The organism is Streptomyces sp. NBC_01267, assembly GCF_036241575.1.
Taxonomy (GTDB): Bacteria; Actinomycetota; Actinomycetes; order Streptomycetales; family Streptomycetaceae; genus Streptomyces.
In genome coordinates, this window is the sequence record NZ_CP108456.1 from 1 (window position 1) to 25,809 (window position 25,809).

Sequence of the window (25,809 nt, forward strand, 5' to 3'; positions counted from 1 at the left end):
CCTATCGCTGCGCGATAGGCAAGCGCAGCGCCTCGCTTCGCTCACCGCTCCCATGCTCCGCATGGGAGGCTCCTCCGCTTCGCTCCTGGAGCCAGCGAAAGCCGGCCGCTGCGCGGCCAGCTGGAGCACGCGCTTCGCGCTGCCCACTGACAGGATGACAGAACCCCTAATTGGCTACTTGGTAAGGAAGTTGGCAAGAAATAGCATAGTCCGGGGTGCGTCCGCTTCGCTTCCTCACCCTGACTCACTTCCAGCTGCGCCTCCTTGCCAGTCGACCCTTGGAGTGGGTTGACTGGCAAGGAGTGGACCGTTGGGGGTCGAGGTCCGCATCACACAATGATGCAGATGTAATATTGGTGAAAACGAGGCCAACCCTTGAAGTGGCCTGATTCGTTCGTACCGTGAGATCAGTGAAACTGCGCAAGACCAGGCCGGTCCGACACCATCGGCGCAGCACCGGCCTGGTACCAAGATGACCCGCACATCAGCAACATCCTTCAGCAACACCACAACTACACAGCTTCATTAGTCCATTGCAGGAGACGCAGGGCGGCCGTGGAGGGCCGGAGAGGAGCCGCGGTGTCCCGGGAGTCGCACGGGAGCCACAGAGGCTCCACAGCGGGCGTTGGGGGCCTCCACAGCAAGCAGGGGCGATTCGGGGTGCCGATTGTTGGGGCGTTTCACCGGCAGGGTGTGTGTCTGCCGGTGTCAAGGGGCCTGCCGGTGGTGGGCCTTGAGCATCCAAGAGCAGGCACTGTCATCTTCATGTACGAGGTCCTGGTTGAGGCCTCGCGCGCGCGTGCGTCTTAAGGAAAAGAGAGCGGCTGCGCGAAACCGTCCCTGACCTGCGATTTCTCTGAGGGGTATGTGTCAGCGCTGACACATTGACCTGCAGAAATGTGTCAGCGGCACCACATCAGCACCCACATTTGCCAAGCTAGCTTGTATAACTATGCATCGTTGCTGGTGAGCCCAGGTTTTCAGAGAACTAGGCCGGATCGGTTGGGTGTCGGCGTCGACACCGAAGCGTCATGCCAGCATGTACAAATCTGCCAACTGGGCTTGGATAAATGCTAGGTTCATTGTGACCCGCAGGATCGAGGACAGGACGACCATCGATGGCCCGCCAGCCAAAGCGCCCTACCTCTGGCCGCGACACGGGCAGGAAGATTGCCGCTGTACAGCCCGGTGGTGACAGTGCCTTCCGGGAAACCCTGTCATCCCGGCTCGGGCAGGGCCCCAAGCCACCGACCCGTAAGCGGCCGGTGCAACAGATGGACGTCCACGTCCGGTACACCTACCGCGCGCCCCACGAGATGTACGGTCGGTCCGGCTACAGCGTGGTCTCCAACGACTTCCTCGCCGACGTTCTGGCCGTGCTGATCGCCCAGCACGGTATGTCCCCGATCCAGTCCGCAGTTCTGCTGTGGTGCATCGGCCGACAACGCGAGGGCTGGGTGCGCGTTACCCACAAGAAGATCGCCGAAAAACTGAACGTGGAGCGGTCGAACGTCACCCGGGCCATCGGCCGCCTGGAGGAATGGCACATGCTCCAGCGCGTCGAAACCGGCCTGATCTTCGTGAACCCGATGCTCGGGTTCGAGGGCAACGGCGACAAACAGCAGGAAATCCTGAACGCGCTGCGCGACGCCGACGGAAGCCTCCCTGAGAACGTCTTCCCGGCCCTGCACGCTCCGCTGCCGCCGCGTAGCGTGCAGCTGGAACTCGGATCCGAAGACGGGGACGATGAGGGTGTCGACAAGGAGGGACAGGCATGCTGATCCAGGCAAGCGCCGGTTTCGGAATGATGTACCGGCTGGACCTCACCAAAGCTGCGACGGACCTCCTGAGTGCCCTCATCGAGCGTCAGGAGCCCGGCGGTGAGGTGAACGCCTCCCAGGCCGAGCTAGCGGCCCGCGTGGGCCTGTCCCGCAACTCAGCGAACACCGCCATGGCGCTGCTGGAGAGCCGGAACCTGGTGCTGCGGCCCGAGGACCGCAAGTACCGCACGTACTACCTCCACCCGTACGTCGCTTCTTACGCCTCACAAGAGGAGCTGGAGGAAGCAATCCAGGACGCCGCCGAGCGCATTGAGACTGGTGAGCTGTCCGAGATCACCGCGCCCCTGTACGAGACAGCCCCGCCGAAGCGCCAGCCCCAGGGACTCCGGGCGGTCCGTGCCGTCAGCTAGTTGGGCTGCCCCACAGCCGAAATGCGGCGTTGCACTCCACAGCCGGATGCAACGCCGCAGTAGTACCGGATCAGGACATTCGGCCAGAGCACACGCCGGGGCGCAGTCGATCTGTTAGCTCAGATCAACGTGTAGAGACCAGTTGTGTGGTGGAGCGGGCACACGAACGATAAGCATGGCGGGTTTTCAAACTGTTCGGCGTTGGGGAGGTAGACGTGCTCCCATCCCTACCCGGGGAGAGATGTGTCCCCTCAGGGGTGACACATGGCGATCCAGAGGTCAGAAATGCCGACCTCAAGGTCAGGAGTCCTGACCTACTGCTACGTTGCTGTTGCCCGGGACTGCGAGCAGCTCGCCCTCGAACGACGCAAGAAAATCCGCATCGCCTGACCCCAGAGCCGTGCATTGAGGGCAGCATCACCCTGTTCTCCGAGCCCGGACACCTGGGCTACACCCGCGTCGACGGCCCACACCCGTTCGGTGCCGTACTACGGCTGCCGGACCCGTTCCACCTGGACCTGGACACCAGCGGCCTCCTATCGTCGGCCTGAGCGTTCGAGCCCGGAGTGCCGTCCCGTGATGGTGGGTGTTCGGCCTGGTGTTGGCGGTCGGCTCCCAGGGCGGTACGGCGGTGACTTCAGGTCGCGGTCGAACTTTCAGGGCGCAAGAAGCCCCGTGTCGCCCGACCTCAGCCGGCGTTACGTGCTGCTGTCTTCGGCGAGCGTGTGAGCGACGAGCGCGTTCGCGTGTCCGTGGCCGAGTTCGTGTTCGGTCTTGAGCCAAGCGACGAGTTCCATGTGCTTGGTCAGGGGCGAGGTGCGGATGAGGTCCTTCCAGTACGCGATCGGGCGGCCGTACTTCTTCTCGATGGAAGGGAAGTAACTGGCGGGGCCCTTCACCGGTGGGGTCATCGCAATGTCCTGTCTCTGGTCGCTGGTGGGATCGGTGTGGCTTGCGGAGATTGCCTAGGCCTTGATCAGGCGGGCGGTGATCGCGGTCAGCCACAGCAGGCCAAGGCCGGCGCCGGCAGTGAAGGCCTGAACGGTCGTGGAGGAGCCTGCGAGGCCGGCGAGGACAACGATAGGCATGAGGCGGGAGGCGATGGCCCATCCGCGGTGCCGCTGTGCCGAGAAGTAGCGGGCCAGCACAAGGAAGGCTGCGCACAGGGCCAGGTAGCCCACCGTGCCACTGAGCATGTGGATGGTGCCGTGCCAACTCAGTGAGGCGGTGTCGGGGGCACCTGCGGGGAAACCTCTGCCAGGGTCGGCGGTGAACACCCCGGCGAGCAGGAACGAGGCACCGAAGACGCCGATCAGCCGTGGCGCCCAGGTCCCGCCGGGTTCGTCGCGCAGCGCACGGCGTACCCCGACCGCGGCGGCGGTCAGCAGGATGCCGGTCAGCAGGAAGCTGGTCACCTGGATCCAGCCGAGGGTGCCGAGGCTCAGCTGGCTGATCGCGTTGCGGGTGAAGTCGAAGCCGTTGCGCGTCAGCCCCTGCAATATGCCTGCACCCAGGAACAGTGGACCGGCCACGATGCCACCCGTCAGAAGAGCGCGGGTCGGCAGCCACGTCGATGCCTGGACAGCGGTGACGACAGGAGTCTCGATGGTGCGGGTCATGGCGTGTCTCCCCCGAAGAATGGAACTAGACGGTTCAGTACTCGTTCCGGCTTGAGCGTTACAGTAACCAGAGAGAACTGGACTGTCCAGTACTGAATGAGGAGTGGCGTTGGAAGCGAACGATCAGAGCCGGTCGGCCCGCAAGCACCAGGCGATCATGGATGCCGCAACGCAGGTGTTCATGGCGAAGGGCTACTCGGGCACCAGCATGGACGACATCGCCAAGCTGGCCACGGTCTCCAAGCAGACCGTCTACAAGCACTTCGCCGACAAGGAGAAGCTCTTCAACGAGATCGTCCTGGCCACCACGGACCAGGTCGACGCCATGATCGACCTGGTGGCCGACATCCCGGCCGACGGGGACGGACTGGAGCAGAACCTCACCCGGCTCGCGGCCCAGTTCCTCACCGCCCTCACCAAACCCGAGGTGATTCAGCTGCGGCGTCTGATCATCGCCAACGCCGACGCCTTCCCCGAGCTCGGTGCGACCTGGTACGAGCAGGGCTTCGAGCGAGTCCTCGCCACCCTGGCGGCCACCTTCCGGCGTCTCGCCGACAAGGGGCTTCTCCGGATCGACGACCCGCTGCTGGCCGCCAACCACTTCTCCGGCCTGCTCCTCTGGATCCCCGTCAACAAAGCCATGTTCCACGGCAGTCCCCAGCACACCCAGGGCGAACTCGACGACTACGTCACCGCCGGCGTCGCCGCCTTCCTCCGCGCCTACCGCGGAACCGATCGGTAGGGGCGACGGTCCGGAAGGCCGGGCACACACGATGCAGTTGTCGCTCCCCGGGCGCCGACATGCCGGATCGCAGTTCTGGGGCGGGGCGAGCTGCGGGAGGCAGCTCGCCCCGCCCCAGGGCGGTACGGAAGTTACTTCGGGTCGCGGTTGAACTTCGACGTCGACCAGAAGTAGCCGAGGACCGCGAGGCCCAGGCACCAGGCGACCGCGAGCCACCCGTTGTTGCCGATCTCGGTGCCGAGCAGCAGGCCCCGCAGCGTCTCGATGGCCGGGGTGAACGGCTGGTACTCGGCGATCGGCCGGAACCAACCCGGCATCGCGTCGACCGGGACGAAGGCGCTGGAGAGGAGCGGCAGCAGGATCATCGGCAGCGCGTTGTTGCTGGCGGCCTCGACGTTCGGGCTGACCAGACCCATGCCGACCGCGATCCAGGTGAGTGCCATGGCGAAGAGCACGAGCAGCCCGAACGCCGCCAGCCACTCCAGGACGCCGGCGTCCTTGGACCGGAAACCGATGGCCACGCCCACGGCGCCCACGAAGACCACGCTCATGATCGACTGCAGCACGCTGCCGACGACGTGTCCGACGAGCACCGAGCCGCGGTGGATCGCCATCGTGCGGAAGCGGGCGATGATGCCCTCGGTCATGTCGTTGGAGACGGACACCGCGGTCCCGACCACGGTGCCGCCGATGGTCATCAGCAGGATGCCCGGGACGATGTACGCGATGTACTGGGAGCGGTCCGCACCGCCGCCGCCGAGGCCCGCGCTCATCACGTCGCCGAAGATGTAGACGAAGAGCAGCAGCAGCATGATCGGGGTGAGCAGCAGGTTCAGGGTGAGGGACGGGTAGCGCCGTGCGTGCAGCAGGTTGCGGCGCAGCATGGTGTTCGAGTCGCGTACTGCGAGGGAGAGGGCGCTCATCGGACGTTCTCCTTGGCCTGGTTGGGCTGGTCGGACTGGTGGGGGACGTCGGCCTTGGCGGTGAGGGCGAAGAACACGTCGTCGAGGTCGGGGGTGTGCACGGTCAGCTCGTCCGCCTCGATGTCGGCCGTGTCCAGCCAGTCGAGGATGGAGCGCAGCTCGCGCTGGCTGCCGTCGCTGGGGATCTGCAGCGACAGTGCCTCGTCGTCCCTGGTGGCCTCGCTCAGGGCGGAGGCCGCCGACCGGTACGCGGTCGGGTCGGTGAACCGCAGCCGCACGTGCCCGCCCGGCACGAGCCGTTTCAGCTCGCCGGCGGTGCCTTCGGCGGCGATCCTGCCGTCGTTGAGGACCGCGATGTGGTCGGCGAGTTCGTCGGCCTCGTCCAGGTACTGGGTGGTGAGGAAGACGGTGACGCCGCCGGAGACGAGCTCGCGGATGATGCCCCACATGGTGTGGCGGCTGCGTGGGTCGAGGCCGGTGGTCGGCTCGTCGAGGAAGATGATCCGCGGGTTGCCGACCAGCGTCATGGCGATGTCGAGACGGCGCTTCATCCCGCCGGAGTAGGTGGAGGCGGGCTTCTTCGCCGCCTCCACCAGGTCGAAGCGCTCCAGGAGTTCGGCGGCGACCCGCCGCCCCTCGCGCTTGGAGAGGTGGTGCAGGTCCGCCATGAGGAGCATGTTCTCCTCGCCGGTGATCAGACCGTCCACGGCGGAGAACTGCCCGGTGACACCGATCGCGGCCCGTACGGCCTGCGGTTCGGCGGCCAGGTCGTGGCCGCCGACGCTGATGTCGCCGGAGCCGGCGTCGGCGGAGATGAGGGTGGAGAGGATCTTGACGACGGTGGTCTTGCCGGCGCCGTTCGGGCCGAGCAGTGCGAAGACGGTGCCTGCCGGGATGCGCAGGTCGATCCCGTCGAGGACGCGTTTGTCGCCGTAGGACTTGCGGAGGCCGACGGCGGAGACGGCGGTGGGCGGCTCCTGGCCGTTACCACGCTTGGACATGGGCATGACAGCTGAAGGCATGGGGCCCTCCCGGGCGAAGGCTGAGTGGCGAAGGCGGGAACGGAGTGAGGGCAGGAACGGAGTGAGGGCGGAGCCTCAGGCGCGGGCGCGGCGGACGTCGATGTTTCCGTAGCGCGTACGGGCGCGGACCTCGACGGTGTCCTCGGACTTCTCCGGGCTCTCGGACGCGGTCAGCGAGTTGTGCACGCGCCCGGATCCCGAGCTGATGTCGAGCCAGGCGGCGGTGCCCTCGCGCACGCCCACGTCGATGGCTCCGTAGGAGGTCTCCAACTGGACGGTCCCACGGGTGACTTCGGCGACGCGTACCGTGCCGTTCGCGGTGGTGGCCGCGACGGAGGCACGGGCGCGCTCGATGATGATGTCGCCGTTGGCGCCGCTGACGCGCAGGTCGCCGGTGATGTCGCTGACGCTGGTGGTGCCGTGCGAGTTCTTCAGGACGGCGGCGCCCGTGACCGTACCGACGCGCATGCTGCCGGAGCTGGTGGTGATCTCGGCGGGGCCCTCGACACGGTCCACGGTGATGGACCCGTGGGACGCGGTCAGGTGCAGCGGGCCGGTCGTGTCGAGGCGGACGTCGCCCGAGGAGGTCTTCACGCGGACCTCACCGAGACGTCCCTCGCCGCGCACCTCGGCCCACCCGCCGGTCGCCTCCACCTGGGAGCCCGCGGGCAGTTCGACGGTGACGTCGACGGTGCCGGTACGCCCGAAGAGGTAGCGCTGCTTGGGCGTCCTGATGTGCAGCTTGCCGCCCGAGTAGGCGACTTCGGTCTGCTCGGCGGCCCGCACGTCCTGGTCCTTCTTCGGGTCGCGGGGAGCCACGTCCACGACGGTGTCGGCGCGGTCGGCCGCGACGAACTGGATGGATCCCGCGTCCACCTGGGCGTTGACCGAGATCGGCTGGGGAGTGTCGAAAGAAGGCATGGCTGTCCCGTCCTCTTGGGTCCTCATGAATGTTCGTGGCGTCCCCGCTGGTGGGACGTGGTGCGGGTGGAGTCGTTACGAGGGGCTGGTCAGTGCACCCAGCCCGTGAAGCTCTGGCCGGTGATCCTGGTCTTCTCGGGGGTACGGGGGGCGGCGGCGCCCGTGTCGACCGCGGCCGACACGACGCGTACGAGCCATGCGTTGACCGACAGGCCCTCGCCGGCCGCCGCTTCCTCGGCGCGGGTCTTGAGGTGGGCGGGCAGGCGCAGGTTGACGCGGGCGGTGCCGCCCTCGTCCATGTCGGCGGGGACCGGGGCCGGTGCGGGCGCCGGTGCGTCGCGCGGTTCGGTGCGGTCGTCGCGCTGCGGCAGCACCACCACGAAGTCGGGGTCGATGCCCCTCAGTCGTACGTCGACCGAGCCGGGGGCGAGTTCACGGGTGATCTCGTCCATGGCGGCGGACAGCACATTGAGCAGGGTCAGGCGGGTGGCCGACTCCAGCGGCGCGGTCAGCCGCTCGGCGAGCTCGCGGGCTTCGTCACCCCCGGCTTCGGCGGCCACCGCCAGTTCCCTGTGAAGTGTTTCGACATACGGCGTGAGGTCCATGGCCCCATCATGGCACCATCATGGCGCCATAGGCAAGCCCCGAGAGGCGATACGTGGCGCACGGCTGGCTTCAGGGTGACGCATCGATCCCATTGATGCAGGTCAAAGGCGATTCGATGAGCAGGCGACGCCATGGCGCCACGTTGCCGCAGAGGTGGCGCCGAGTGGCGTCACGTGGTGTCGGGTGGCGCCGAGTGCTGTCGAGCCGGTCGGTTCGTCACCGCTCGGCGCACTCGGCCGGGCCAACAGGAGCCATCCGGCGCGCCAGGCGGACGATGTGCCCGCGCACGTCGGCGTCCTCGTCCGGGGCCGAGCCGAGGATCAGTTGGCTGATCTGGGGGAACACCGTGGGCAGGATGGCGACCCCGATGAGGGCCAGCAGGGTGTTCGCGGCCCGGCTGTCGGGCTCGGTACCCAGGGCCTTGGCCAGGGTCTCGACGCTCGCCCGGTAGCGGGCTGCCCGGCTCTGCTTGTCCGGCAGGTCGCCCGCGTCGTAGTACAGCGCTTCCCACATCATCAGGCGGAGCAGCTGCGGGTTCTGCTGGTGCAGGTCGTAGATCCGGCCGGCGTATTCGGCCGGGTCCCCGGTGGGCGGACCCAGCAGCGTGGCGTGCTCGGTCACGGCCTCGGAGACGACGGCGGCGAAGAGCTTCTCCTTGCTGCCGAAGTAGCCGTAGATCCGCTCCTTGTTGGCACCTGCCTGCTCGGCGATCCGGCTGACGCGGGCGCCTGCCATGCCGTGCGCGGCGAATTCCTCGCGGGCAGCGGCCAGGAGACGGGCGGGAGTTCCTACAGATTGTCCACTTCGAGGCATGTGGCAATCCTACATAGCCAACCAGATGGTTGGTTGGCTACCGTGTGGATCATGACAGCGGTCGGCGGCAGTCGGTCTTCCGGCTCCGACAGCTGCGTAACGGCGCTGCCGGAAAGGAGAGTTGAGTCCGTGACTGATGCAGGGGTCTGGGTGACCGGTCTCGGGGCGACCACGCCGCTGGGAGGTGATCTGGCGTCCACCTGGTCCGCCATGCAGGCGGGTCGGAACGGAGTCGGGGTACTGGACGACAGCTGGGCCGCGGGGCTGCCGGTCCGGCTGGCGGCCCGGATGCGGGTGGACCCGGCGACGGTCATGCGGCGTACCGAGGCCCGCCGCCTGGACCGGTGCGAGCAGGCGGCGATGGTCGGTGCCCGGGAGGCCTGGGCCGATGCCGGGTGCCCGGAGGCCGATCCGGAGCGGGTGGCCGTCGTGATCGGTACGGGTGTCGGCGGCGTGGTGTCGTTGCTCGACCAGGACGACAACCTGGAGAACTTCGGGCCGCGCAAGGTCTCCCCGCACACCGTGCCCATGCTGATGGCCAACGGTCCTGCGGCCTGGGTGAGCATCGACCTGGGGGCTCAGGGCGGATCCCACACCCCCGTCAGCGCGTGCGCGTCCGGGGCCGAGGCCATCGCCGTCGGACTCGATCTGATCCGTCTCGGCCGTGCCGACGTGGTCGTGGCCGGAGGCGCGGAGGCGTGTCTGCACGGGCTGCCGCTGGCCGGGTTCGCGCAGATGATGGCGCTGTCCACGACGAACGACGATCCGGAACGGGCGTCCCGGCCCTTCGACGCGGACCGCAACGGCTTCGTGCTGGGCGAAGGCGCCGCGGTACTGGTGCTGGAGCGTGCGGAGTTCGCCCGGTCCCGTGGTGCTCGGGCCCACGGCGTGCTCGCCGGTGCCGGGGTGACGTCCAGCGCGCAGCACATCACGGCCTCGGACCCGAAGGGGCAGACGCGGGCCATGCGCATGGCCCTGGGTGCGGGCGGGCTGGCGCCCGAGGACGTCGGTCTCGTACATGCGCACGCGACGTCCACTCCGCAGGGCGACCTGGCGGAGGCGCAGGCCGTCACCGAGGCCGTCGGTACGCACCCGGTGGTCACCGCCACGAAGTCGATGACGGGGCATCTCCTGGGCGCGTCCGGCGCCCTGGGGGCGATCGTGACCGTCCTCGCGCTGCGGGACGGGCTCGTCCCGGCGACCCGGAATCTCGACAGGCTCGACCCGGCCGTCGGCCTCGACGTCGTCTCCGGCGGTCCCCGCCGGGGAAACTGGACCGCCGGGGTGGCCAATTCCTTCGGCTTCGGCGGGCACAACGTGTCGCTGGCCTTCGTCCCGGCCGGCTGAACAAGCCCCGGTCGACAGAGAAAACGGCAGGAAGCGACAGGAGAGAACGCACGGCCGGTGGCCCCGAAGGGCGCACCGGCCGGCGGTCTCAGGCCTTGCGGGCCTTCGGGCATGAACGGGATGAGAAGGGCCACCGGCAGTCCCGGCACCAGCCAGGGGGCCGCGCTACGCGACCTGGAGGTTGGGCCGTCCCGCGGTGGGCGGGGCGACGGCGTACGAGGGCAGCCTGAGGTTGGGGACCTGACCGCTCTTGATGTCCAGGAGCGTCTGGCGGAAGGCGGCTTCCATGTCCTCGTGGCTGCGGTACTTCGCCGCGAGCGGGTGCAGCCGGTAACTGTTGCCGCGGCGTTCGCCGTTGCGCGGGCGCAGCACGATGTTGAGCTCGCACAGCGGCGCGATGAGGTTGCTGACGGCCTGCGGAGTGATGTTGTACTCCGCGGCCATGTCCTTCTGCCGCACGGGCAGCTGGCCGCCGAACTCCGAGCGGTAGAGCAGGTACTGGAGGAACTTGACCCCGGCTCCGGAGATCGGAAGTGCCCAGATGCGCTCGGAGATGAGGGGGGACATGACCTCAGCCATCAATACGCCTTCCTGCCAGGATTGTCGTCGGTCGCGCGGTCACCCAGTGTGCCTCTGTCCGTCATAGGGCGCCTGTGGGCCGAAGTCCAGTTCCAGTTCCTGCTGTTGGACCTCGGGGCCCACGGAGTGCGGGAACTCGGACGGTTCGCGGTCCTTGAGATCGGCGAGCACCTCGTGCTGGGCGGTGCTTCCGCCCTGGAACCACAGTCGTACGTTGAGGCGGATCCTGCCGTGTCCGGCCGGTTCGATCCAGTGGTACTCGCACAGGGCCTTGATGGCCCGGTTCACCGTGGACCGGGTGATCTGTTTGCCGCCCTTGCGGGCCGCGAGGGTGTTCAGTCCGTCGGTGATCTGCTGCTGGGTGTACTGGGCGGTGCCTGATCCGGGGACCTGTCCCCCGGCGACGAACAGGAAGACGCAGAGCTGGCTCTTGGTGATGCTGTTGGCGACCGCGAGCTGGGCCAGGAGCTGGGTGAACCAGTTGCTGGCGAGGCTGTATCCGGCGCCGCCCGCCATGTCGTGCACGGTCCGGCGTTCGGGTTCGTACTCGAAGGTGACGCCCTTGAGCCTGCGGCTGCTCCGGGGGCCCTCGGATTCCTCGGCGGCCTGTCCGAGCTGTTTGCCGAGGGTGGCCAGGATGTCGTCGAACCCGGAGTTCTCTTCGGCCGAGGAGGGAACGGCGCGCGGCCCGGCCGGTCGTCGGCGGGCGGGCGGATCAGGTGACACATGACCTCCTCTTGTTGCTCGGGCAGTGCAGACAGTAGCTCATAAATCAACCGGTGCTTGTCTTTTGCGGCTGCGGCGCGGTGAATCCTGGACCCGTTGGGACGGGTTGCTGCGGTGTCCGAAAATTACGCAACCACAGGTTGATTTTTAGTGCCTGATGGACCCAGAAATCAACTGCTCCTTGTTTTGTGTTGTCCTCGGCGGCACATTTCAGCCTCGACGGCCCCTCCGGAAGGGCCCGAACGGCAGCGGTACGCACAGTCGTGACCTGCGTCGATTCGAGTGACGATGCCGCCGATCAGAACTCAAGCAGCAGTTGATTAATCCGCCAAATGTGACGGCCAGAGCTACATCCGACACCCCGAAATGTGCTCCCCAGGACAACATGGCCTTCGCATCGGTGCAGGTCAGAGTGGGTACGGCGGCGCGCGTCTCTTACACTAAGAGCCAGCACCCGCAAGTCTCCCCGCAGCACACTCACTGCTCCGCTTCCCTGACCCGCAGTCAGGAACGCCGACATGAACGGCGGTACAGGTCGGCGAGGAGCGCCGGTGGTCACCGGTACCCCCATGCACCGCAACCCCCACACGTCCTTTGGTCGGTGAGTGTCACCCGCAGTCGCGCACGCGGGATCAGTCCCCGTCGGGGCACCGCAGGCCCGGAGGGCCGAGGAGCTGCCGACCCTGGGCGCACCCGGTGCTCCGGGGGACGTTGCGGCCCGGCCCCTCAGTCGTCCTGGTTGCTGCCGAAGTCGGGGCACACGTCCCTGGCGGCCATGATGTTGTCGTTGGAGGTACCGGCGGCGACCATCGGCCAGACCATCGCGTTCTCGTGGACGATGAAGTCGATGACGACGGGGCGGTCGTTGACCGCGTTGGCCTCCTCGATGGCCTTGTCCAGGTCCTCGGGACGCTCACAGCGGATCGCGTGGCAGCCCATCGCCTGCGAGAGCTTCACGAAGTCCGGGACCCTGGTGCCTGCTCCGGGCTGTGTGCCGTCCACCTCCGGACCGCTGTGCAGCACGGTGTTGGAGTAGCGCTGGCCGTAGAAGAGGGTCTGCCACTGCCGCACCATGCCCAGGACGCCGTTGTTGATGATCGCGACCTTGATCGGGATGTGGTTGAGCGCGCAGGTGGTCAGTTCCTGATTGGTCATCTGGAAGCAGCCGTCGCCGTCGATGGCCCAGACGGTGCGTTCCGGCATGCCGGCCTTGGCGCCCATCGCGGCCGGGACCGCGTAGCCCATCGTTCCGGCGCCGCCGGAGTTCAGCCAGGTGGCGGGCCGCTCGTGGTCGAGGAAGTGGGCGGCCCACATCTGGTGCTGTCCCACGCCCGACACGAAGATGGTGTCCTCCGGGGCGAGCCGGCCCACGCGCTCGATGACCTGCTGCGGGGCGAGCGAGCCGTCCTCGGGCACCTGGTAGCCCAGGGGATACGTGTCGCTCCAGAAGCGGAGGTCGTTCCACCAGGCGCTGTAGTCACCCCGGTTGCCCTCGCTGTGCTCGGCCCCGACGGCCTGGATCAGATCGGCGATGACCTCGCGGGCATCCCCGACGATCGGTATGTCGGCGGCGCGGTTCTTGCCGATCTCCGCCGGGTCGATGTCGGCGTGCACGACCTTGGCGTACGGGGCGAAGCTGTCCAGCCTGCCGGTGACACGGTCGTCGAAGCGGGCTCCGAGGGCGACGATCAGGTCGGCCTTCTGCAGCGCGGCCACCGCGGTGACCGCGCCGTGCATGCCCGGCATCCCCACATGCAGCGGGTGGCTGTCGGGGAACGCGCCCAGCGCCATGAGTGTGGTGGTGACGGGCGCCCCGGTCAGCTCGGCGAGGGTCCTCAACTCGGCCGTCGCCTGCGCCTTGAGGACTCCGCCGCCGACATAGAGGACAGGCCGCTCGGCGGTCGTGATCAGCCGGGCTGCCTCACGGATCTGCTTCGCGTGCGGCTTCGCCGTCGGACGGTAGCCGGGAAGGTCCAGCTGGGGCGGCCAGGAGAAGTCCGTGTCCGACTGGAGCGCGTCCTTGGTGATGTCCACCAGGACCGGCCCCGGGCGTCCCGTGGAAGCGATGTGGAACGCCTCCGCGACCGTCCTCGCGATGTCGTCGGCGTCCTTCACGAGGAAGTTGTGCTTGGTGATCGGCATGGAGATGCCGACGATGTCCACTTCCTGGAAGGCGTCCTTCCCGAGGAGGTCCGAGGGCACCTGCCCGGTGATGGCGACCATCGGTACGGAGTCGAGATACGCGTCCGCGATCGGGGTCACGAGGTTGGTGGCGCCGGGGCCGCTGGTGGCCATGCAGACCCCGACCTTGCCGGTGGCCTGGGCGTAACCGGTGGCCGCGTGGCCCGCGCCCTGCTCGTGACGGACCAGGACGTGTCGCAGCCGGGTGGAGTCCATCATCGGGTCGTACGCCGGAAGGATCGCACCGCCCGGAATGCCGAACACCGTGTCGCAGCCGACCTCCTCCAGCGCGCGGATCAGGGCCTCGGCGCCGGTGAGGCGCTTGCCTTCCGTGGCGAAGGGGGCGTCCTTCATCTCGTCGGCGACACTGCCGGCGACACCGGAGTCGTGCAAGGTGCTTCCCATGACGACGTCGCCTCGCTTGCTCAGGACCATGTGATCAACCTCTTCGGGTGCTCCAGGACTGCTGCGATGTCGGCGAGGAACTTCGAGCCGAGTTCGCCGTCGATGAGGCGGTGGTCGAAGGAGAGCGCCAGGGTGGTGACCTGGCGGGGCTTGACCTTGCCCTTGTGGACCCAGGGCTGGAGCTTGATCGCGCCGACCGCGAGGATCGCGGACTCGCCCGGGTTGAGGATCGGCGTGCCGGTGTCGACGCCGAAGACGCCCACGTTGGTGATGGTCACCGTGCCGCCCTGCATCGCCGCAGGCGACGTCTTGCCCTCGCGGGCCGTGGCGACCAGCTCGCCCAGCGAACGGGCCAGCTCCGGCAGGGTCTTGGCGTGCGCGTCCTTGATGTTCGGCACGAGGAGACCCCGCGGGGTGGCCGCGGCGATGCCCAGGTTCACGTAGTGCTTCTGGACGATCTCCTGGTTCGCCTCGTCCCAGGCCGAGTTCACCGCAGGGTTACGCCGGACCGCGACCAGCACCGCCTTCGCGATCAGCAGCAGCGGGTTCACCCGCAGCCCCTCGAACTCCCGGTCCAGCTTCAGCTCCGCGACCAGCTTCATCGTGCGCGTCACATCGAGCGTCACGAACTCCGTCACATGCGGCGCCGTGAACGCACTGTCCACCATCGCCTGCGCCGTCACCTTCCGAACGCCCCTGACCGCGATACGGGTCTCCCGGGCATCGGAGAGGCCCGTATCCGGGATGTCGGAGGACACGAGGGGCGCGGGGGCCACCACCGCATTCGCCTCCTGCTCCGGAGCGCAGGCCGCGTGTACGTCCTCGCGGGTGACGATCCCGTCCGGACCCGACGGCCTCACCGTCGCCAGATCGACTCCGAGGTCCTTGGCCAGCTTGCGGACCGGCGGCTTCGCCAGCGGACGTACGACGCCTCCGTTGATCCCACCCACCACGGACACCGGGGTCCCCTTGCGGGCCCGCCGCGTGGTGGAGGACTCGGCGACGCCGTACCCGACGAGCACCGGCTGACGTCCCTGCGGCGGCGCCTCGTCGGCCTGCTCCGGGACGGCGGCGAGGGGACGTGTGGTCTCCCCCGCGGTAGCCACCGTGATGATCGGGGTGCCCACCGCGACGGTCGTGCCCTCGGGGAAGAACAGCTCCCCGACCGTGCCGGTGAAGGGAATGGGCAGCTCGACCGCCGCCTTCGCCGTCTCGACCTCGCACACGACCTGGCCGTCCGTCACCGTGTCACCCGGTGCGACGTACCACTTGAGAATCTCCGCCTCAGCCAAGCCCTCGCCCACATCGGGCATCTTGAACTCGCGAACCATGGCTCAGCTCTCCTCAGTACGCCAACGAGCGGTCGACGGCATCGAGTACCCGGTCCAGGCCCGGCAGGTATTCCTGTTCGAGCCGGGCCGGTGGATACGGCGAGTGGTACCCGCCGACCCGCAGCACCGGTGCCTCCAGGTGGTAGAAGCACCGCTCGGTGATCCGGGCGGCGATCTCCGCGCCCGATCCGAAGAACACCGGCGCCTCGTGCACGATCACGAGCCGTCGCGTCTTCTGCACGGAGGTCTGCACCGCGTCGAAGTCCAGGGGAGACACCGAGCGCAGATCCAGTACCTCCAGCGACCTGCCCTCCGCTGCCGCCGCTGCCGCCGCGTCCAGGCAGACCTTGACCATCGGGCCGTACGCGGCGAGCGTCAGGTCCGATCCCTCACGGGCGACCTGCGCGGCGTGCAGGGAGGCCGGGGCGGTCCCGGTGTCGACCTCGCCCTTGTCCCAGTACCGCCGCTTCGGTTCGAGGAAGATGACCGGGTCGTCGCTCGCGATGGCCTGCCGCATCATCCAGTAGGCGTCCGAGGGGTTGGACGGCGAGACGACCTTCAGGCCCGCCACGTGCGCGAAGAGCGCCTCGGGCGACTCGGAGTGGTGCTCGACCGCGCCGATGCCACCGCCGTACGGGATACGGATCACGACCGGGAGCTTGATCTTGCCGAGCGCACGGGCGTGCATCTTCGCCAGCTGCGTGACGATCTGGTCGTACGCCGGGAAGACGAAACCGTCGAACTGGATCTCCACCACCGGGCGATAGCCCCGCAGAGCCAACCCGATCGCCGTACCCACGATCCCGGACTCGGCGAGCGGGGTGTCGATGACCCGGCCCTCACCGAAGTCCTTGTGCAGTCCGTCCGTGACCCGGAAGACACCGCCGAGCCTGCCGATGTCCTCGCCCATGAGCAGGACCTTGGGGTCGTCCTCCATCGCCTTGCGCAGCGACTCGTTGAGCGCCTTCGCGAGGGGCAACGTCGTTACGGTCATGGCTACTTGGCCTCCCGGTCCGTGAAGGACGCCTGATACGCCGCGAAGTCCGCCCGCTCCTCGTCCACCAGCGCATGGCCGTCCGCGTAGACGTGGGCGAAGATGTTCCCGGGGGGAGGTTCGGCGGTCTCCCGCAGGTCCGTGCGCAGTCGGCTCGCACGCTCCTCGCACCGGGTGTCGACGTCGGCGAAGAACGCTTCGTCGGCCCAGCCCCTGGACTCCAGCAGCGCCCTGACGCGGGCCAGCGGGTCCTTCGCGCGCCAGTGTTCGAGCTCCTCGCTGTCCCGGTAGCGGATCGGGTCGTCGGACGTGGTGTGGGCGCCCATGCGGTACGTGAACGCCTCGATCAGGGTCGGGCCCTCGCCCGCACGCGCCCGCTCCAGCGCCTGCTTGGTGACGGCGAGGCAGGCGAGTACGTCGTTGCCGTCCACCCGGATGCCGGGGAAGCCGAAGCCGCGGGCGCGCTGGTACAGCGGCACCCGGGTCTGCCGTTCGTTGCCCTCGGAGATCGCCCACTGGTTGTTCTGGCAGAAGAAGACCACCGGGGCGTTGTAGACCGCGGCGAAGTTGAACGCCTCGCTCACATCGCCCTGGCTGGTCGCGCCGTCGCCGAAGCAGGTCAGGACGGCGCCCTCGGCACCGTCCTTGGCGGTGCCCATCGCGTAGCCGGTCGCGTGCAGCGTCTGCGAGCCGATGACCAGCGTGTAGAGGTGGAAGTTCTTCTCGGCCGGGTCCCAGCCGCCGTTGCTGACGCCGCGGAACATCCGCAGGAGGTGCAGCGGGTCGACGTCGCGGCACAGGGCGATCGCGTGGTCGCGGTAGCTGGGGAAGACGTAGTCGTCGTCCCGCAGGGCCCGGCCGGCGCCGATCTGCGCGGCCTCCTGGCCGAGCAGCGACGGCCACAGGCCCAGCTCCCCCTGCCGCTGCAGGGTCACACCTTCGCCGTCCATCCGGCGGCTCCACGCCATGTCGCGGTAGAGCTCACGCAGCCCGTCCGCCGAGACCTCGGCGTGGTACTCCGGATGTGAGACCAACTCCCCTTCCGGGGTGAGCAGTTGAACGGTATCGGCATCCGGTGTCATCGCGGGTCCTCGCCGGCTGCAGCGGTCCGGGAGCGGGGTGCGACCGCCAGGGACGTCGTACGTTCATCGGGCGTTGTCACGCGAGCCTCCTAGCAGGCCGTGGGGGGACCGCTACGGTCCTTCTACAGACCATGGCCGGAGTGCGTGGAGTCCCACTCGAAGTCTCCTGAAGCTCACGGGCCTGTGTCGGTACGGGAAGTGTCGGTACGGGAGCGCCGGCTCAGTCGATGCCCCGCACGATGTGCGGATCGGCGGCGACGGCCGCGTCGTCGTCGGCCCCGGGAAGCCGCAGCGGAGGGGCGCCCACGGAGGCCGATGGACGGCCATGGGCGCGGACGTGGGCGTACGTGGGGGAGTACGTGTGGGCGTAGGCGTGGATGTGGCGGATCGGCTGGGTGAGGTTCTGCGGATCGTCGTTCACCGGTTCGTCCCTTCGTTGGACGTCGCTGTCCCGGGCGCCGAGCACTCGATCGGGCCACGGTGTCTCAAGCTGCTCGAGATGCGCTCAAGACGGGCTCGCCTTTCGGCCGCGGCCGGGTCGGGCGCCGCTCGTGGCTGGGCTGTTCGCGGTTTACCGCGGTAAACCGGGCCGCGGTTCGGGCTGTTCGCGGTTTACCGCGGTAAACCGGATCGCGGTTCGGGCTGTTGCCGGTTTACCGCGGTAAACCGGCAACAGCCGTGCGGGACAAGGCGCGAGCGGGCAGGCGCAGCAAAGGCGGGAGCGGGGCGGGTGCCACAAAAAAATCGGCTGCTGCGCGTTCCTGGGAGGGGAACGTGCAGCAGCCGATCGGCCCGTTCCGCGTCCGCTCCGGGTCGAGCGGGGGTGCGGCCACCTGGCCTCGTGAGCCGGGTACGCGGCCAACTCTGTCCGGAGTCGATCGAGATCCGCTTGAATCCGGCTCGAATGCGCAGGTCGTGGGGGGCGCAGCGGACGGTCTGCCAGCTGCCGGTCAGTCCGCGGTCAGCGGCGGGCCGGTGGGGGCAGCCGGTCAGCAGTCAGTGGCCGGCCGGTGTGTGGGGCAGCCGGTCAGCGGTCGAAGGAGTCGGAGGGGAGCCCCCGGCCGGTCCGCCAGGCGTAGGCGAGGCCGACGAGGAACACCACGGGCAGCAGCAGCGGCAGTTCGCCGACGAAGGACGACTTGCTGCCCGTGATCAGGTCGAAGTTGCGCACGATCAGCCACACGCTGCCGCCCAGCCCGACGAGCGCGAGCAGCGAGGCGACCGTCCCCCGCCACCCCACGCGCACCGTGCTCTTGCGGCGCAGCGTGACCACGGAGAGCGCGGCCAGCGCCTGCAGGACGACGATGCCGAGGGTGCCGAGGCCCAGCGCGACGGAGGCGAAGTCCGCGTACGGGTCGAGTCCCGCAGCGGCTGCGGCTGCGACGGCGACGACGTTCAGGGCCGTCTGTACGACGCTGGCCCGGTGCGGGGAGCCGTACCGGCGGTGCAGCGCGTCGAGCCGTACGGGCACCAGCCGGTCCGCGGCCAGGGCCTTCGTGTAGCGGTTGGTGGCGCTGTGCAGGGCGAGCAGGGCGGCGAACATGCTGGTGCAGAGCATGACTTGCAGGACGGTGCCGCCCGCCGAGCCCAGGTAGCTGTCGCCGAGGCCGAAGAAGAGGTTGCCCATCTGGCTGAGGGCCTGCTCGCGTACGTGGCTGCTGCCGACCGCGCCCACGGCGAGCCAGCTGGTCAGGGCGTAGAAGCCGGTGATGAGCAGGACCGCCCCGTACATGGCGCGCGGGATGCTGCGCCGCGGGTTGCGGGCCTCGCCCCCGTACAGCGCGGCGGACTCGAAGCCGATGAACGAGACGAAGGCGAACATCAGCGACACGCCGATCCCGTGCCCGCTCACCGTGGACGGGGAGAACGAGGCGGCGGGCAGGGCGTGGACGCCGTGCCGCCAGAGGATCGCGGCGTCCAGGACGACGAGTACGCCGATCTCGCCCACCATGAGCAGGGCGAGCAGCCGGGCGCTGACGGTGATGTCCCGGTAGCCGAAGAATGCGGTGAGGGCCACGCCCACGGCCGCGCACAGGACCCAGGAGACGTGGATGCCGTGGGCGGCGAACACCAGCTGGCTGAAGTAGCCGAGGGCGCCGGCGATGCCGATGGTCGCGCAGTTGTAGGCGAACAGGGCGAGGTAGCCCCCGCCCACGGCGGGCACCCGGCCGAGTCCGTCGGCGACGGTCGCGTAGAAGCCGCCGTTGCCGCCGGTGCGCTGGGCGCTGACGGTGTACCCGACGGAGAAGCACAGCAGGATGATCCCGGCGATGGCGAACGCGGCCGGTACTCCGGCCCCGTTGCCGAAGGCGAAGGACAGCGGCACCGTGCCGATCAGCGCGGACAGGGGGGCCGCGGCGGCGACGATGACGAAGAGGATGTGGCCCGTGCCCAGACTCGCTCGGGCGGTGGCCGGGGCGTCGGCGCCTCGGGGAGCCGCGTCGGCCACCCGGGCCGCGGGCTTGGTGATGGTCATGACTCGCTCCTGGATGCGGGGAAGGCGTGGCAAGGGCGCGGCCCCGGGATCCGGAGTGCATGACGGGGCTCCCGCTGCGGGGGGTTGTGCGGGAGCCCCGTCATGCCATGGTGGGGAAGGCTGCTGATGCGGAACTGATGTTCACCTCGACCCCTGACTTCCGGCCGCTGCTACCAGGCCACCGGCAACCTGTCGAGGCCGTAGACGATGGTGTTCTGGCGGAAGGGGACGTCCTCCAGGGCGATATCGAGGCGCAGGGTGGGGAAGCGGGTGAACAGCGCCTTGAGGGAGACCTCCAGTTCCATCCGGGCCAGCGGAGCACCCGGGCACAGGTGCGTGCCGAAGCCGAAGGCGATGTGCTGCCGGGCTTCCTTGCGGTGGATGTCGACGGTGTGGCCGCCGGGGAAGACCGACTCGTCGTGGTTGGCGCTGGGGATCGCCACGATGACGCCCTCGCCCTTGCGGAGCAGTGCGCCGCTCAGTTCCACGTCTTCGGCGACCACCCGGACCTGGTTGTCCTGGGAGATGGACCAGTAGCGCAGCAATTCGTCGACGGCGGGCCCGAACAGTTCCGGATCGGCGCGGAGTTCGGCGAGCTGGCGCGGCTCTTGGAGCAGGCTGAGCACGCTCAGGCTGATCTGGTGGGCGGTCGTCTCGTGCCCTGCCACGAGGAAGAACCGGGCCATCGACACCAGGTCCTTGTGGTCGAGCTCGCCGCTCGCCACGTACCGGGTGGCGAGCCGGCTGAGCAGGTCGTCCTTCGGGGCCCGTTCGCGCTCCGTGGTGAGCTGGTCGAGGAACTGGCTCATGTCGACGAAAGCGGCGTAGGCCTCCTCGGGCGAGGCCACCTGGGAGAGGATCGTCTGGCTCTGCTCGGTGAAGATGTGCTCGTCCTCCTCAGGCACACCCAGCATCCGCGCGATCACCAGCGACGGCAGTTTGATCGCGAAGTTCTCCACCAGGTCGACGGGGTTGGGCCCGCTCGCCAGGTCGTCGAGGAGCCGGTCGACGAGCGCTTCGACCTCCGGGCGCAGGGCGCGGGTCCGGCGGGCGGTGAACTCGGTCATCGCCATGCGGCGCAGCCGGCCGTGCTCCGGGTTGTCCATCCGGTTGAACGACATCACGCCGGGCTCCGGCGGCAGTTGGATGCGCACGGGGAATCCGGGCTGCTGGTCGTCGGCGCTGAACCGCGGATCGTTGAGTACCTGGCGCACGTCCGCGTACCCGGTGATCAGCCAGGCCTCGCCGCCGCGGATACGGACCTTGACGGGCGGTCTGTGGCGCAGCGAGGTGTACTCGTCCGGTGGCGCGAAGGGACAGGAACGTGGCATGGGCCAGTCCGCGAGCTTCTCCTGGGTGGCTAGCATCTGTTGCCTCTCTGGCTTGACTCCGATGGCTGAGATGTTTCGCCGGTCAGTCTTAAAGCCCACCCTGACGGAGCACTGACAGGCCCCTGACCTGCATAAATGCCCGTATCAACTCATGGGTAACTCTTGGGGGAGGCTTGAACTCCAGGTCGCACAAAGAAGAGGTGCCCCCGGAGCCAAGGCTCCGGGGGCACCCACGGGGAGGGATACGGATCGGGCGGATCCGACATCAGGTGGAGAGGGTGGAGAGGGCTGCCGTGGCGGTCAGTTCTGCCGCGCCGGGCGGGGCAGCAACTGCACCAGGGCCGCGACCCCCACACAGATGGCGGCCTGGACGAAGAGGCCGGAGGAGAACGCGTCGGCGAACGCCCCCGGGCCGTGCCGGGTGCCCAGGGTGTTGAAGAAGACGACACCGATGGCGGCGATGCCCACGGCGTTGCCCATCTCCTGGGCGGTCGAGAACACCCCGGACGCCGCAGCCGCGTGCTCGGGCGCCACGCCTTCGAGCACCAGCGAGGTCAGCGGCGCCACGACCAGGCCCATGCCGATGCCGCAGAACAGCATCGCGGGGATGCACCAGGCCACGGACCCGTTGTCGATGTGCAGGGCGGTCTCGGCGAGCGCGACATCGCTGACGGCCAGGATGAGCGCGCCCAGCGCGAGAACCTGCCGGCCCAACTTGGCTGCGATCCGGGGAGCCTGGGTGGAGGAGAGGAAGAAGCCGATACCCAGCGGGACGAACAACAGCCCGGAATCGAGCGCCGAGACGCCGTGGCCTTCTTGCAGGAAGAGCGCGAGCACCAGGAAGAAGGAGGCCATGGCGGCGAAGAACACCAGGATGCCCACCACTCCGACCCGGAAGGCGCGGTCGTGGAAGAGTGCCGGGCTCACCAGGGGCGACCTGCCACGGGCGTGCAGCCGGCGCTGGTGGATCCAGAACGCGGCCAGCAGCGGTACGGCGGCGATCAGGCACTCCCAGGTCCACGTGGGCCAGCCCTGCTCCCGGCCCTGGACCAGGGGCAGGATCACCGCGGTGAGACCGGCGGTCACCAGCACCACACCGGTCAGGTCGAATCCGGTGCGGCCCTCGGCCTTCGACTCGGGGACGACGCGCGGCGTGATCAGCAGGACGGCCGCGCCGATCGGAACGTTGATCAGGAAGATGGAGCGCCAGTCGAGGCCGAACACGTCCGCCTTGATCAGCAGGCCGCCGATCAACTGGCCGAAGACCGCGGACGCCCCGAGGGCCAGCCCGAATCCGTTGAAGGCCGTGACCCGGTCCTTGCCCGAGTAGGTGGTGGTGAGGATGCCCAGGACCTGCGGGATCACCAGCGCGGCAGCCGCGCCCTGGATGCCCCGGGCTCCGATGAGCACGCCCATGTTCGGCGCGAGGCCGCAGGCGAGCGAGGCCAGCGTGAACAGCGCGAGGCCGATCGAGAAGATCCGCCTGCGTCCGTAGAGGTCACCGAGGCGGCCACCGGTGATCAGCGCGGCGGACAGGCCGATGTTGAAGGTCGCGGCGACGAACTGGATCTGCGCCGAGGACGCGTTCATGTCCGACTGCAGTGACGGAATCGCCACGTTGACGATGAAGAAGTCCAGGTTGGTGATGAACAAGCCCGCGAGCACGACCAGCAGCGCACCCCACGACCGTCTGCCCGTCGTGGTGTCCGGTGGTGGCGTGGTCGCCGTCCCCGTCTGCGCCGGGGTTGTTTCGGTGGCCATGTGCAAGCCCTCCTGGCCTGTCGCGTGCGGTCATTCAGACCCTTCCGACAGGTATGTCGCCTGCAACGGCCCAGCCGACGGGCAGGAGTCGGCGCAGCTCCCTGTCGGAGCGATTGCAGCGCACCCGGCCGGAGTATCGCTGGAGTACGGGTGGGGCCGTCTGCCGGCCCCCGGAGGTACCTGCCCGCGGCGGCCGGTGGTCAGTGGGGCACGCCTGTGGGTACGGGCGTGTGGAAGTCACGTGCGTACCACAGCAGCGGCGCCGCGGCGGGGCTGCTGATGCGGATCTCCAGCGGAGTGCCGAGCAGCAGGTCGTGGTCGCCCGCGCGGATCACGTCCACCGTGCGGCAGCGCAGCCGCACCTTGGCGTCCGGCAGGTACGGGAGGGCGACGCCGCCCTCCCAGGCGCCGAAGTCGCCGGGGGCGAAGCGGTCCTCGCCGTGGGTGGCGAAGCGCTGGGCGACCGGCTTGTGCCGCTCGCCGAGGACGTTGACGGCGAACTCCTCGGCCGCCGACATGGCGGCGTGGCAGCTCGAACCGAGCGCGATGCCCACCATGACCAGAGGAGGGTCGAGGGACACCGACGACACGGAGCTCGCGGTGAACCCCCAGCGCCGCCCCGCCCCGTCGAGGGCGGTGACCACCGAGACGGGGGTGGCGAGCAGCGCCATCGCGTCCTTGAACAGCTGGGCGTCCGCCACCGGTAACTGCTCCTGGGCTGTGCTCATGAGTTAGCTCCTTGGGGATGGGCCGTGGGGCACGGGGCCGGGGCTTCAGCACGCTCCTGGGCCGGGTTCTGAAAGTTCCGGCTCAGGGACCATCGCAAGAACCGCTCAAGACCCACTCGAAACGAAGGGGAGCGAAGGGGCCCGGAGGTGCCGGGTCAAGCCGGGGTTGAGTGGCGGGCAGCAGGATGAGGGGGAAGGCACGGTGCCGACGGATCACGTAAGGAGCTGCACATGGCGGACAGGGAGCCGGTCATGCCCGAGGGGGAGATCCTCGGCTGGCTCGCGGAGAGGCTGGGTACCCACGTGTCCCTGCCGTTGTCAGAGATCAACCCCGATGTCCCGTACGTCGAGTACGGCCTCGACTCCGTCGCCGCACTGGGCCTCTTCGGGGACATCGAGGAGAAGTTCGGCCTCGTCCTCGACCCGATCGTGGCGCTGGAGCATGCGACGGTGCGGCAGCTGGCGGCCTATCTGGCCGTCGAGGCGGCGGAGGCCGTCCACAGCTGAGTGCCGCGCCCGACACCGGTCGGCGCCATCTGACAACGCTTCGCCCCGTCGCACCGCGACGGGGCGAACTGCGTGGCCCTGGTGCTCCTGGTCGGTCTCAGTCGTGGTCGACGGAGACCCCGGTGGTCCTGCCGCCCAGGACCAGCACCGTCACCACCAGCAGGGCCATGCAGCCCGCGATGACGGCGAACATGGGGCCCGCTCCGTGCTGTTCGAGCACCGGCAGCAGGACGAAGGGCAGCGCCCCGGCGCTGAGCTTCGACAGCGAGTACGCGAGGCCGGTGGCCGCCGCCCTGATGTCGGTGGGGTACTGCTCGGCCAGATAGACGTGCGAGACCGTGGAGAACACGTTGCTGACGAGGGTGTAGGCGATCCCGAAGAACATCACGACGGCCACCGAGCCCGCGTACGCGAATCCGAAGCCCGCCAGCGCCATCGCCAGGGCCGAGAGGGCGAGGAGCCGTTTGCGCTCCATTCGGTCCATGATGGGCACCGACACCAGGGAACCGATCGGGTAGCCGATGAAGGACACCGCGGTGAAGCCGAGGCCGGTGACCACTCCGTACCCCTTGGCGGCCAGGATCTGGGGGGCCAGCGCCCCGAAACCGTAGTAACCGACCACGGACAGGGTGGAGAACAGCCACAGCATGGCGGTACGGCGCCGGAACCTGGCCTGGAACACCACGCCGGGGCCGGTGCGCCGGGGCAGCGGCGGGGCGGCGGCGTCGTTCGGGCGCTCTTTCACCGTGGCCGCCGCGGGCCGTGTCTCCGCCCTCGTCTCCGCCCTCGTTTCCGCCAGGACGTGCGCGGGCAGCTCGGCCTCCATCATGGCCACGAGCTTCTCCGCCTCCTGGTGGCGTCCCTGGGTGGCGAGCCAGCGCGGCGACTCGATGAGCCTGCGCCGCAGTCCCCAGACGACGGCCGATCCGGCGGCGCCCAGCACGAACAGCCAGCGCCAGCCGTCGATGCCCAGCGGGCTCAGCGGCACCAGCCACAGTGCGGCGAAGCCGACCGCGGGCACCCCGCAGAACGCCAGGGTGTACGCCCAGGCGGTGTACCGGCCACGCTGCCCGGCGGGCAGTACGTCGGCCAGGTAGCAGTCGGACAGGGCCTGTTCGGCGCCGATTCCGACCCCGGCGAGGAAGCGCGTCACGATCAGCCAGGCGGCGTTCGGGGCGAACGCGCCCAGCAGCGAGAACCCGGAGTACAGCGCGAGGTTGATCAGGAAGGCCCGGCGCCGTCCGAAGCGGTCGGCGACCCGCCCGAGCACCAGGGAGCCGAAGAACTGCCCGATGAAGGCCGAGGCCAGGACGAGCTTGAGGGTGGTGCCGTTGAAGGCGAAGTCCCCCTGCAGCACTTTCGAGATCGTTCCGGAGAGGTTGTTCTCGAAGGTGTCGAAGAGCAGCCCCACGCCGACCACGGCGGTGAGCATGCGGTGCGTGGGCGTGACCGGCATCCGGTCGAGCCGGTCGCCGATGGTGCGCGCCGCGGGCGGGGGCCTCAGCGGCGTCTGCTGTGACATGG

Annotated in this window: 24 protein-coding genes; 5 read left to right on the forward strand and 19 right to left on the reverse strand. The window is 68.8% G+C overall.

Translation table 11 applies throughout. The annotated features are described in order from the left end of the window. Window positions 1-1,118 precede the first annotated feature (1,118 nt). Complete coding sequence (locus OG709_RS34920) at window positions 1,119-1,781, forward strand: MarR family transcriptional regulator (RefSeq protein ID WP_326695830.1); 663 nt, start codon at window positions 1,119-1,121, stop codon at window positions 1,779-1,781. Next, window positions 1,775-2,191 carry a helix-turn-helix domain-containing protein gene (locus OG709_RS34925; RefSeq protein WP_250306037.1) on the forward strand — a complete coding sequence of 139 codons (417 nt, stop codon included), beginning with the start codon at window positions 1,775-1,777 and terminating at the stop codon, window positions 2,189-2,191. The genes OG709_RS34920 and OG709_RS34925 overlap by 7 nt, the downstream gene beginning before the upstream one ends. Before the next feature lie 698 nt (window positions 2,192-2,889). Here the strand turns inward: OG709_RS34925 and OG709_RS34935 are convergent. Then, entirely contained in the window at window positions 2,890-3,102 is a 213-nt protein-coding gene (locus tag OG709_RS34935; RefSeq protein WP_250306039.1) for a DUF4287 domain-containing protein, read from the reverse strand. Between the two features lie 54 nt (window positions 3,103-3,156). Then, window positions 3,157-3,810: a DUF998 domain-containing protein gene (locus OG709_RS34940; RefSeq protein ID WP_250306041.1), complete on the reverse strand. Its 654-nt coding sequence runs from the start codon at window positions 3,808-3,810 to the stop codon at window positions 3,157-3,159. A 157-nt stretch (window positions 3,811-3,967) separates the two neighbouring features. On the opposite strand from OG709_RS34940, the gene OG709_RS34945 reads away from it, so the two are divergent. Then, window positions 3,968-4,552 carry a TetR/AcrR family transcriptional regulator gene (locus OG709_RS34945; RefSeq protein WP_442815394.1) on the forward strand — a complete coding sequence of 195 codons (585 nt, stop codon included), beginning with the start codon at window positions 3,968-3,970 and terminating at the stop codon, window positions 4,550-4,552. A 131-nt stretch (window positions 4,553-4,683) separates the two neighbouring features. Here the strand turns inward: OG709_RS34945 and OG709_RS34950 are convergent, their stop codons facing one another. The 5 genes from OG709_RS34950 to OG709_RS34970 all read right to left on the reverse strand — a co-directional run bounded on the left by OG709_RS34950 (window position 4,684) and on the right by OG709_RS34970 (window position 8,837). Then, window positions 4,684-5,475: an ABC transporter permease gene (locus OG709_RS34950; RefSeq protein WP_266646573.1), complete on the reverse strand. Its 792-nt coding sequence runs from the start codon at window positions 5,473-5,475 to the stop codon at window positions 4,684-4,686. Next, the gene (locus OG709_RS34955) at window positions 5,472-6,482 is read right to left on the reverse strand and encodes an ATP-binding cassette domain-containing protein (RefSeq protein ID WP_331757546.1); all 1,011 of its coding nucleotides are present in this window, start codon (window positions 6,480-6,482) and stop codon (window positions 5,472-5,474) included. Before OG709_RS34955 ends, OG709_RS34950 begins: the two co-directional genes overlap by 4 nt. A gap of 90 nt (window positions 6,483-6,572) precedes the next feature. Next, window positions 6,573-7,418 carry a DUF4097 family beta strand repeat-containing protein gene (locus tag OG709_RS34960; RefSeq protein ID WP_250306053.1) on the reverse strand — a complete coding sequence of 282 codons (846 nt, stop codon included), beginning with the start codon at window positions 7,416-7,418 and terminating at the stop codon, window positions 6,573-6,575. A gap of 89 nt (window positions 7,419-7,507) precedes the next feature. Then, window positions 7,508-8,023 carry a hypothetical protein gene (locus OG709_RS34965; protein WP_329169306.1) on the reverse strand — a complete coding sequence of 172 codons (516 nt, stop codon included), beginning with the start codon at window positions 8,021-8,023 and terminating at the stop codon, window positions 7,508-7,510. Between the two features lie 217 nt (window positions 8,024-8,240). Beyond that, window positions 8,241-8,837, reverse strand: coding sequence for a TetR/AcrR family transcriptional regulator (locus OG709_RS34970; RefSeq protein WP_329169308.1), 597 nt, complete (start codon window positions 8,835-8,837; stop codon window positions 8,241-8,243). A gap of 129 nt (window positions 8,838-8,966) precedes the next feature. On the opposite strand from OG709_RS34970, the gene OG709_RS34975 reads away from it, so the two are divergent. Further along, a complete protein-coding gene (locus tag OG709_RS34975) occupies window positions 8,967-10,184 on the forward strand; it encodes a beta-ketoacyl-[acyl-carrier-protein] synthase family protein (RefSeq protein ID WP_250306058.1) in 1,218 nt (405 codons plus the stop codon). A 165-nt stretch (window positions 10,185-10,349) separates the two neighbouring features. On the opposite strand, the gene OG709_RS34980 is transcribed toward OG709_RS34975, so the two are convergent. The 11 genes from OG709_RS34980 to OG709_RS35030 all read right to left on the reverse strand — a co-directional run bounded on the left by OG709_RS34980 (window position 10,350) and on the right by OG709_RS35030 (window position 23,778). Further along, window positions 10,350-10,763, reverse strand: coding sequence for a hypothetical protein (locus OG709_RS34980; RefSeq protein WP_250306060.1), 414 nt, complete (start codon window positions 10,761-10,763; stop codon window positions 10,350-10,352). Window positions 10,764-10,802: 39 nt separating this feature from the next. After that, on the reverse strand, window positions 10,803-11,489 hold the full coding sequence (locus OG709_RS34985; protein WP_250306062.1) for a hypothetical protein: 687 nt from the start codon (window positions 11,487-11,489) through the stop codon (window positions 10,803-10,805). Window positions 11,490-12,215: 726 nt separating this feature from the next. After that, window positions 12,216-14,024, reverse strand: coding sequence for an acetolactate synthase large subunit (locus tag OG709_RS34990; protein ID WP_329169370.1), 1,809 nt, complete (start codon window positions 14,022-14,024; stop codon window positions 12,216-12,218). 71 nt (window positions 14,025-14,095) lie between these two features. Next, on the reverse strand, window positions 14,096-15,406 hold the full coding sequence (locus tag OG709_RS34995) for a dihydrolipoamide acetyltransferase family protein (RefSeq protein WP_329169312.1): 1,311 nt from the start codon (window positions 15,404-15,406) through the stop codon (window positions 14,096-14,098). Between the two features lie 13 nt (window positions 15,407-15,419). Next, a complete protein-coding gene (locus OG709_RS35000) occupies window positions 15,420-16,400 on the reverse strand; it encodes an alpha-ketoacid dehydrogenase subunit beta (protein WP_329169314.1) in 981 nt (326 codons plus the stop codon). Window positions 16,401-16,402: 2 nt separating this feature from the next. Next, window positions 16,403-17,482 (reverse strand): pyruvate dehydrogenase (acetyl-transferring) E1 component subunit alpha, encoded by a 1,080-nt coding sequence (gene pdhA / locus OG709_RS35005; protein ID WP_329169315.1) that lies wholly within the window; start codon window positions 17,480-17,482, stop codon window positions 16,403-16,405. Between the two features lie 220 nt (window positions 17,483-17,702). Continuing rightward, window positions 17,703-17,903, reverse strand: a complete 201-nt coding sequence (locus tag OG709_RS35010; protein WP_250306071.1) for a hypothetical protein — start codon at window positions 17,901-17,903, stop codon at window positions 17,703-17,705. A 606-nt stretch (window positions 17,904-18,509) separates the two neighbouring features. After that, window positions 18,510-19,958 carry an APC family permease gene (locus tag OG709_RS35015; RefSeq protein ID WP_329169317.1) on the reverse strand — a complete coding sequence of 483 codons (1,449 nt, stop codon included), beginning with the start codon at window positions 19,956-19,958 and terminating at the stop codon, window positions 18,510-18,512. A gap of 170 nt (window positions 19,959-20,128) precedes the next feature. Next, window positions 20,129-21,325 (reverse strand): cytochrome P450, encoded by a 1,197-nt coding sequence (locus OG709_RS35020; protein ID WP_250306073.1) that lies wholly within the window; start codon window positions 21,323-21,325, stop codon window positions 20,129-20,131. 264 nt (window positions 21,326-21,589) lie between these two features. After that, on the reverse strand, window positions 21,590-23,050 hold the full coding sequence (locus OG709_RS35025; protein WP_250306074.1) for an MFS transporter: 1,461 nt from the start codon (window positions 23,048-23,050) through the stop codon (window positions 21,590-21,592). Between the two features lie 200 nt (window positions 23,051-23,250). Next, window positions 23,251-23,778, reverse strand: a complete 528-nt coding sequence (locus tag OG709_RS35030; protein WP_250306075.1) for a flavin reductase family protein — start codon at window positions 23,776-23,778, stop codon at window positions 23,251-23,253. A gap of 231 nt (window positions 23,779-24,009) precedes the next feature. On the opposite strand from OG709_RS35030, the gene OG709_RS35035 reads away from it, so the two are divergent. Next, on the forward strand, window positions 24,010-24,285 hold the full coding sequence (locus tag OG709_RS35035) for an acyl carrier protein (protein WP_250306076.1): 276 nt from the start codon (window positions 24,010-24,012) through the stop codon (window positions 24,283-24,285). A 97-nt stretch (window positions 24,286-24,382) separates the two neighbouring features. Here OG709_RS35035 and OG709_RS35040 read toward each other — a convergent pair whose 3' ends face one another. Beyond that, a complete protein-coding gene (locus OG709_RS35040) occupies window positions 24,383-25,807 on the reverse strand; it encodes an MFS transporter (protein WP_250306077.1) in 1,425 nt (474 codons plus the stop codon). Window positions 25,808-25,809: the final 2 nt, after the last annotated feature.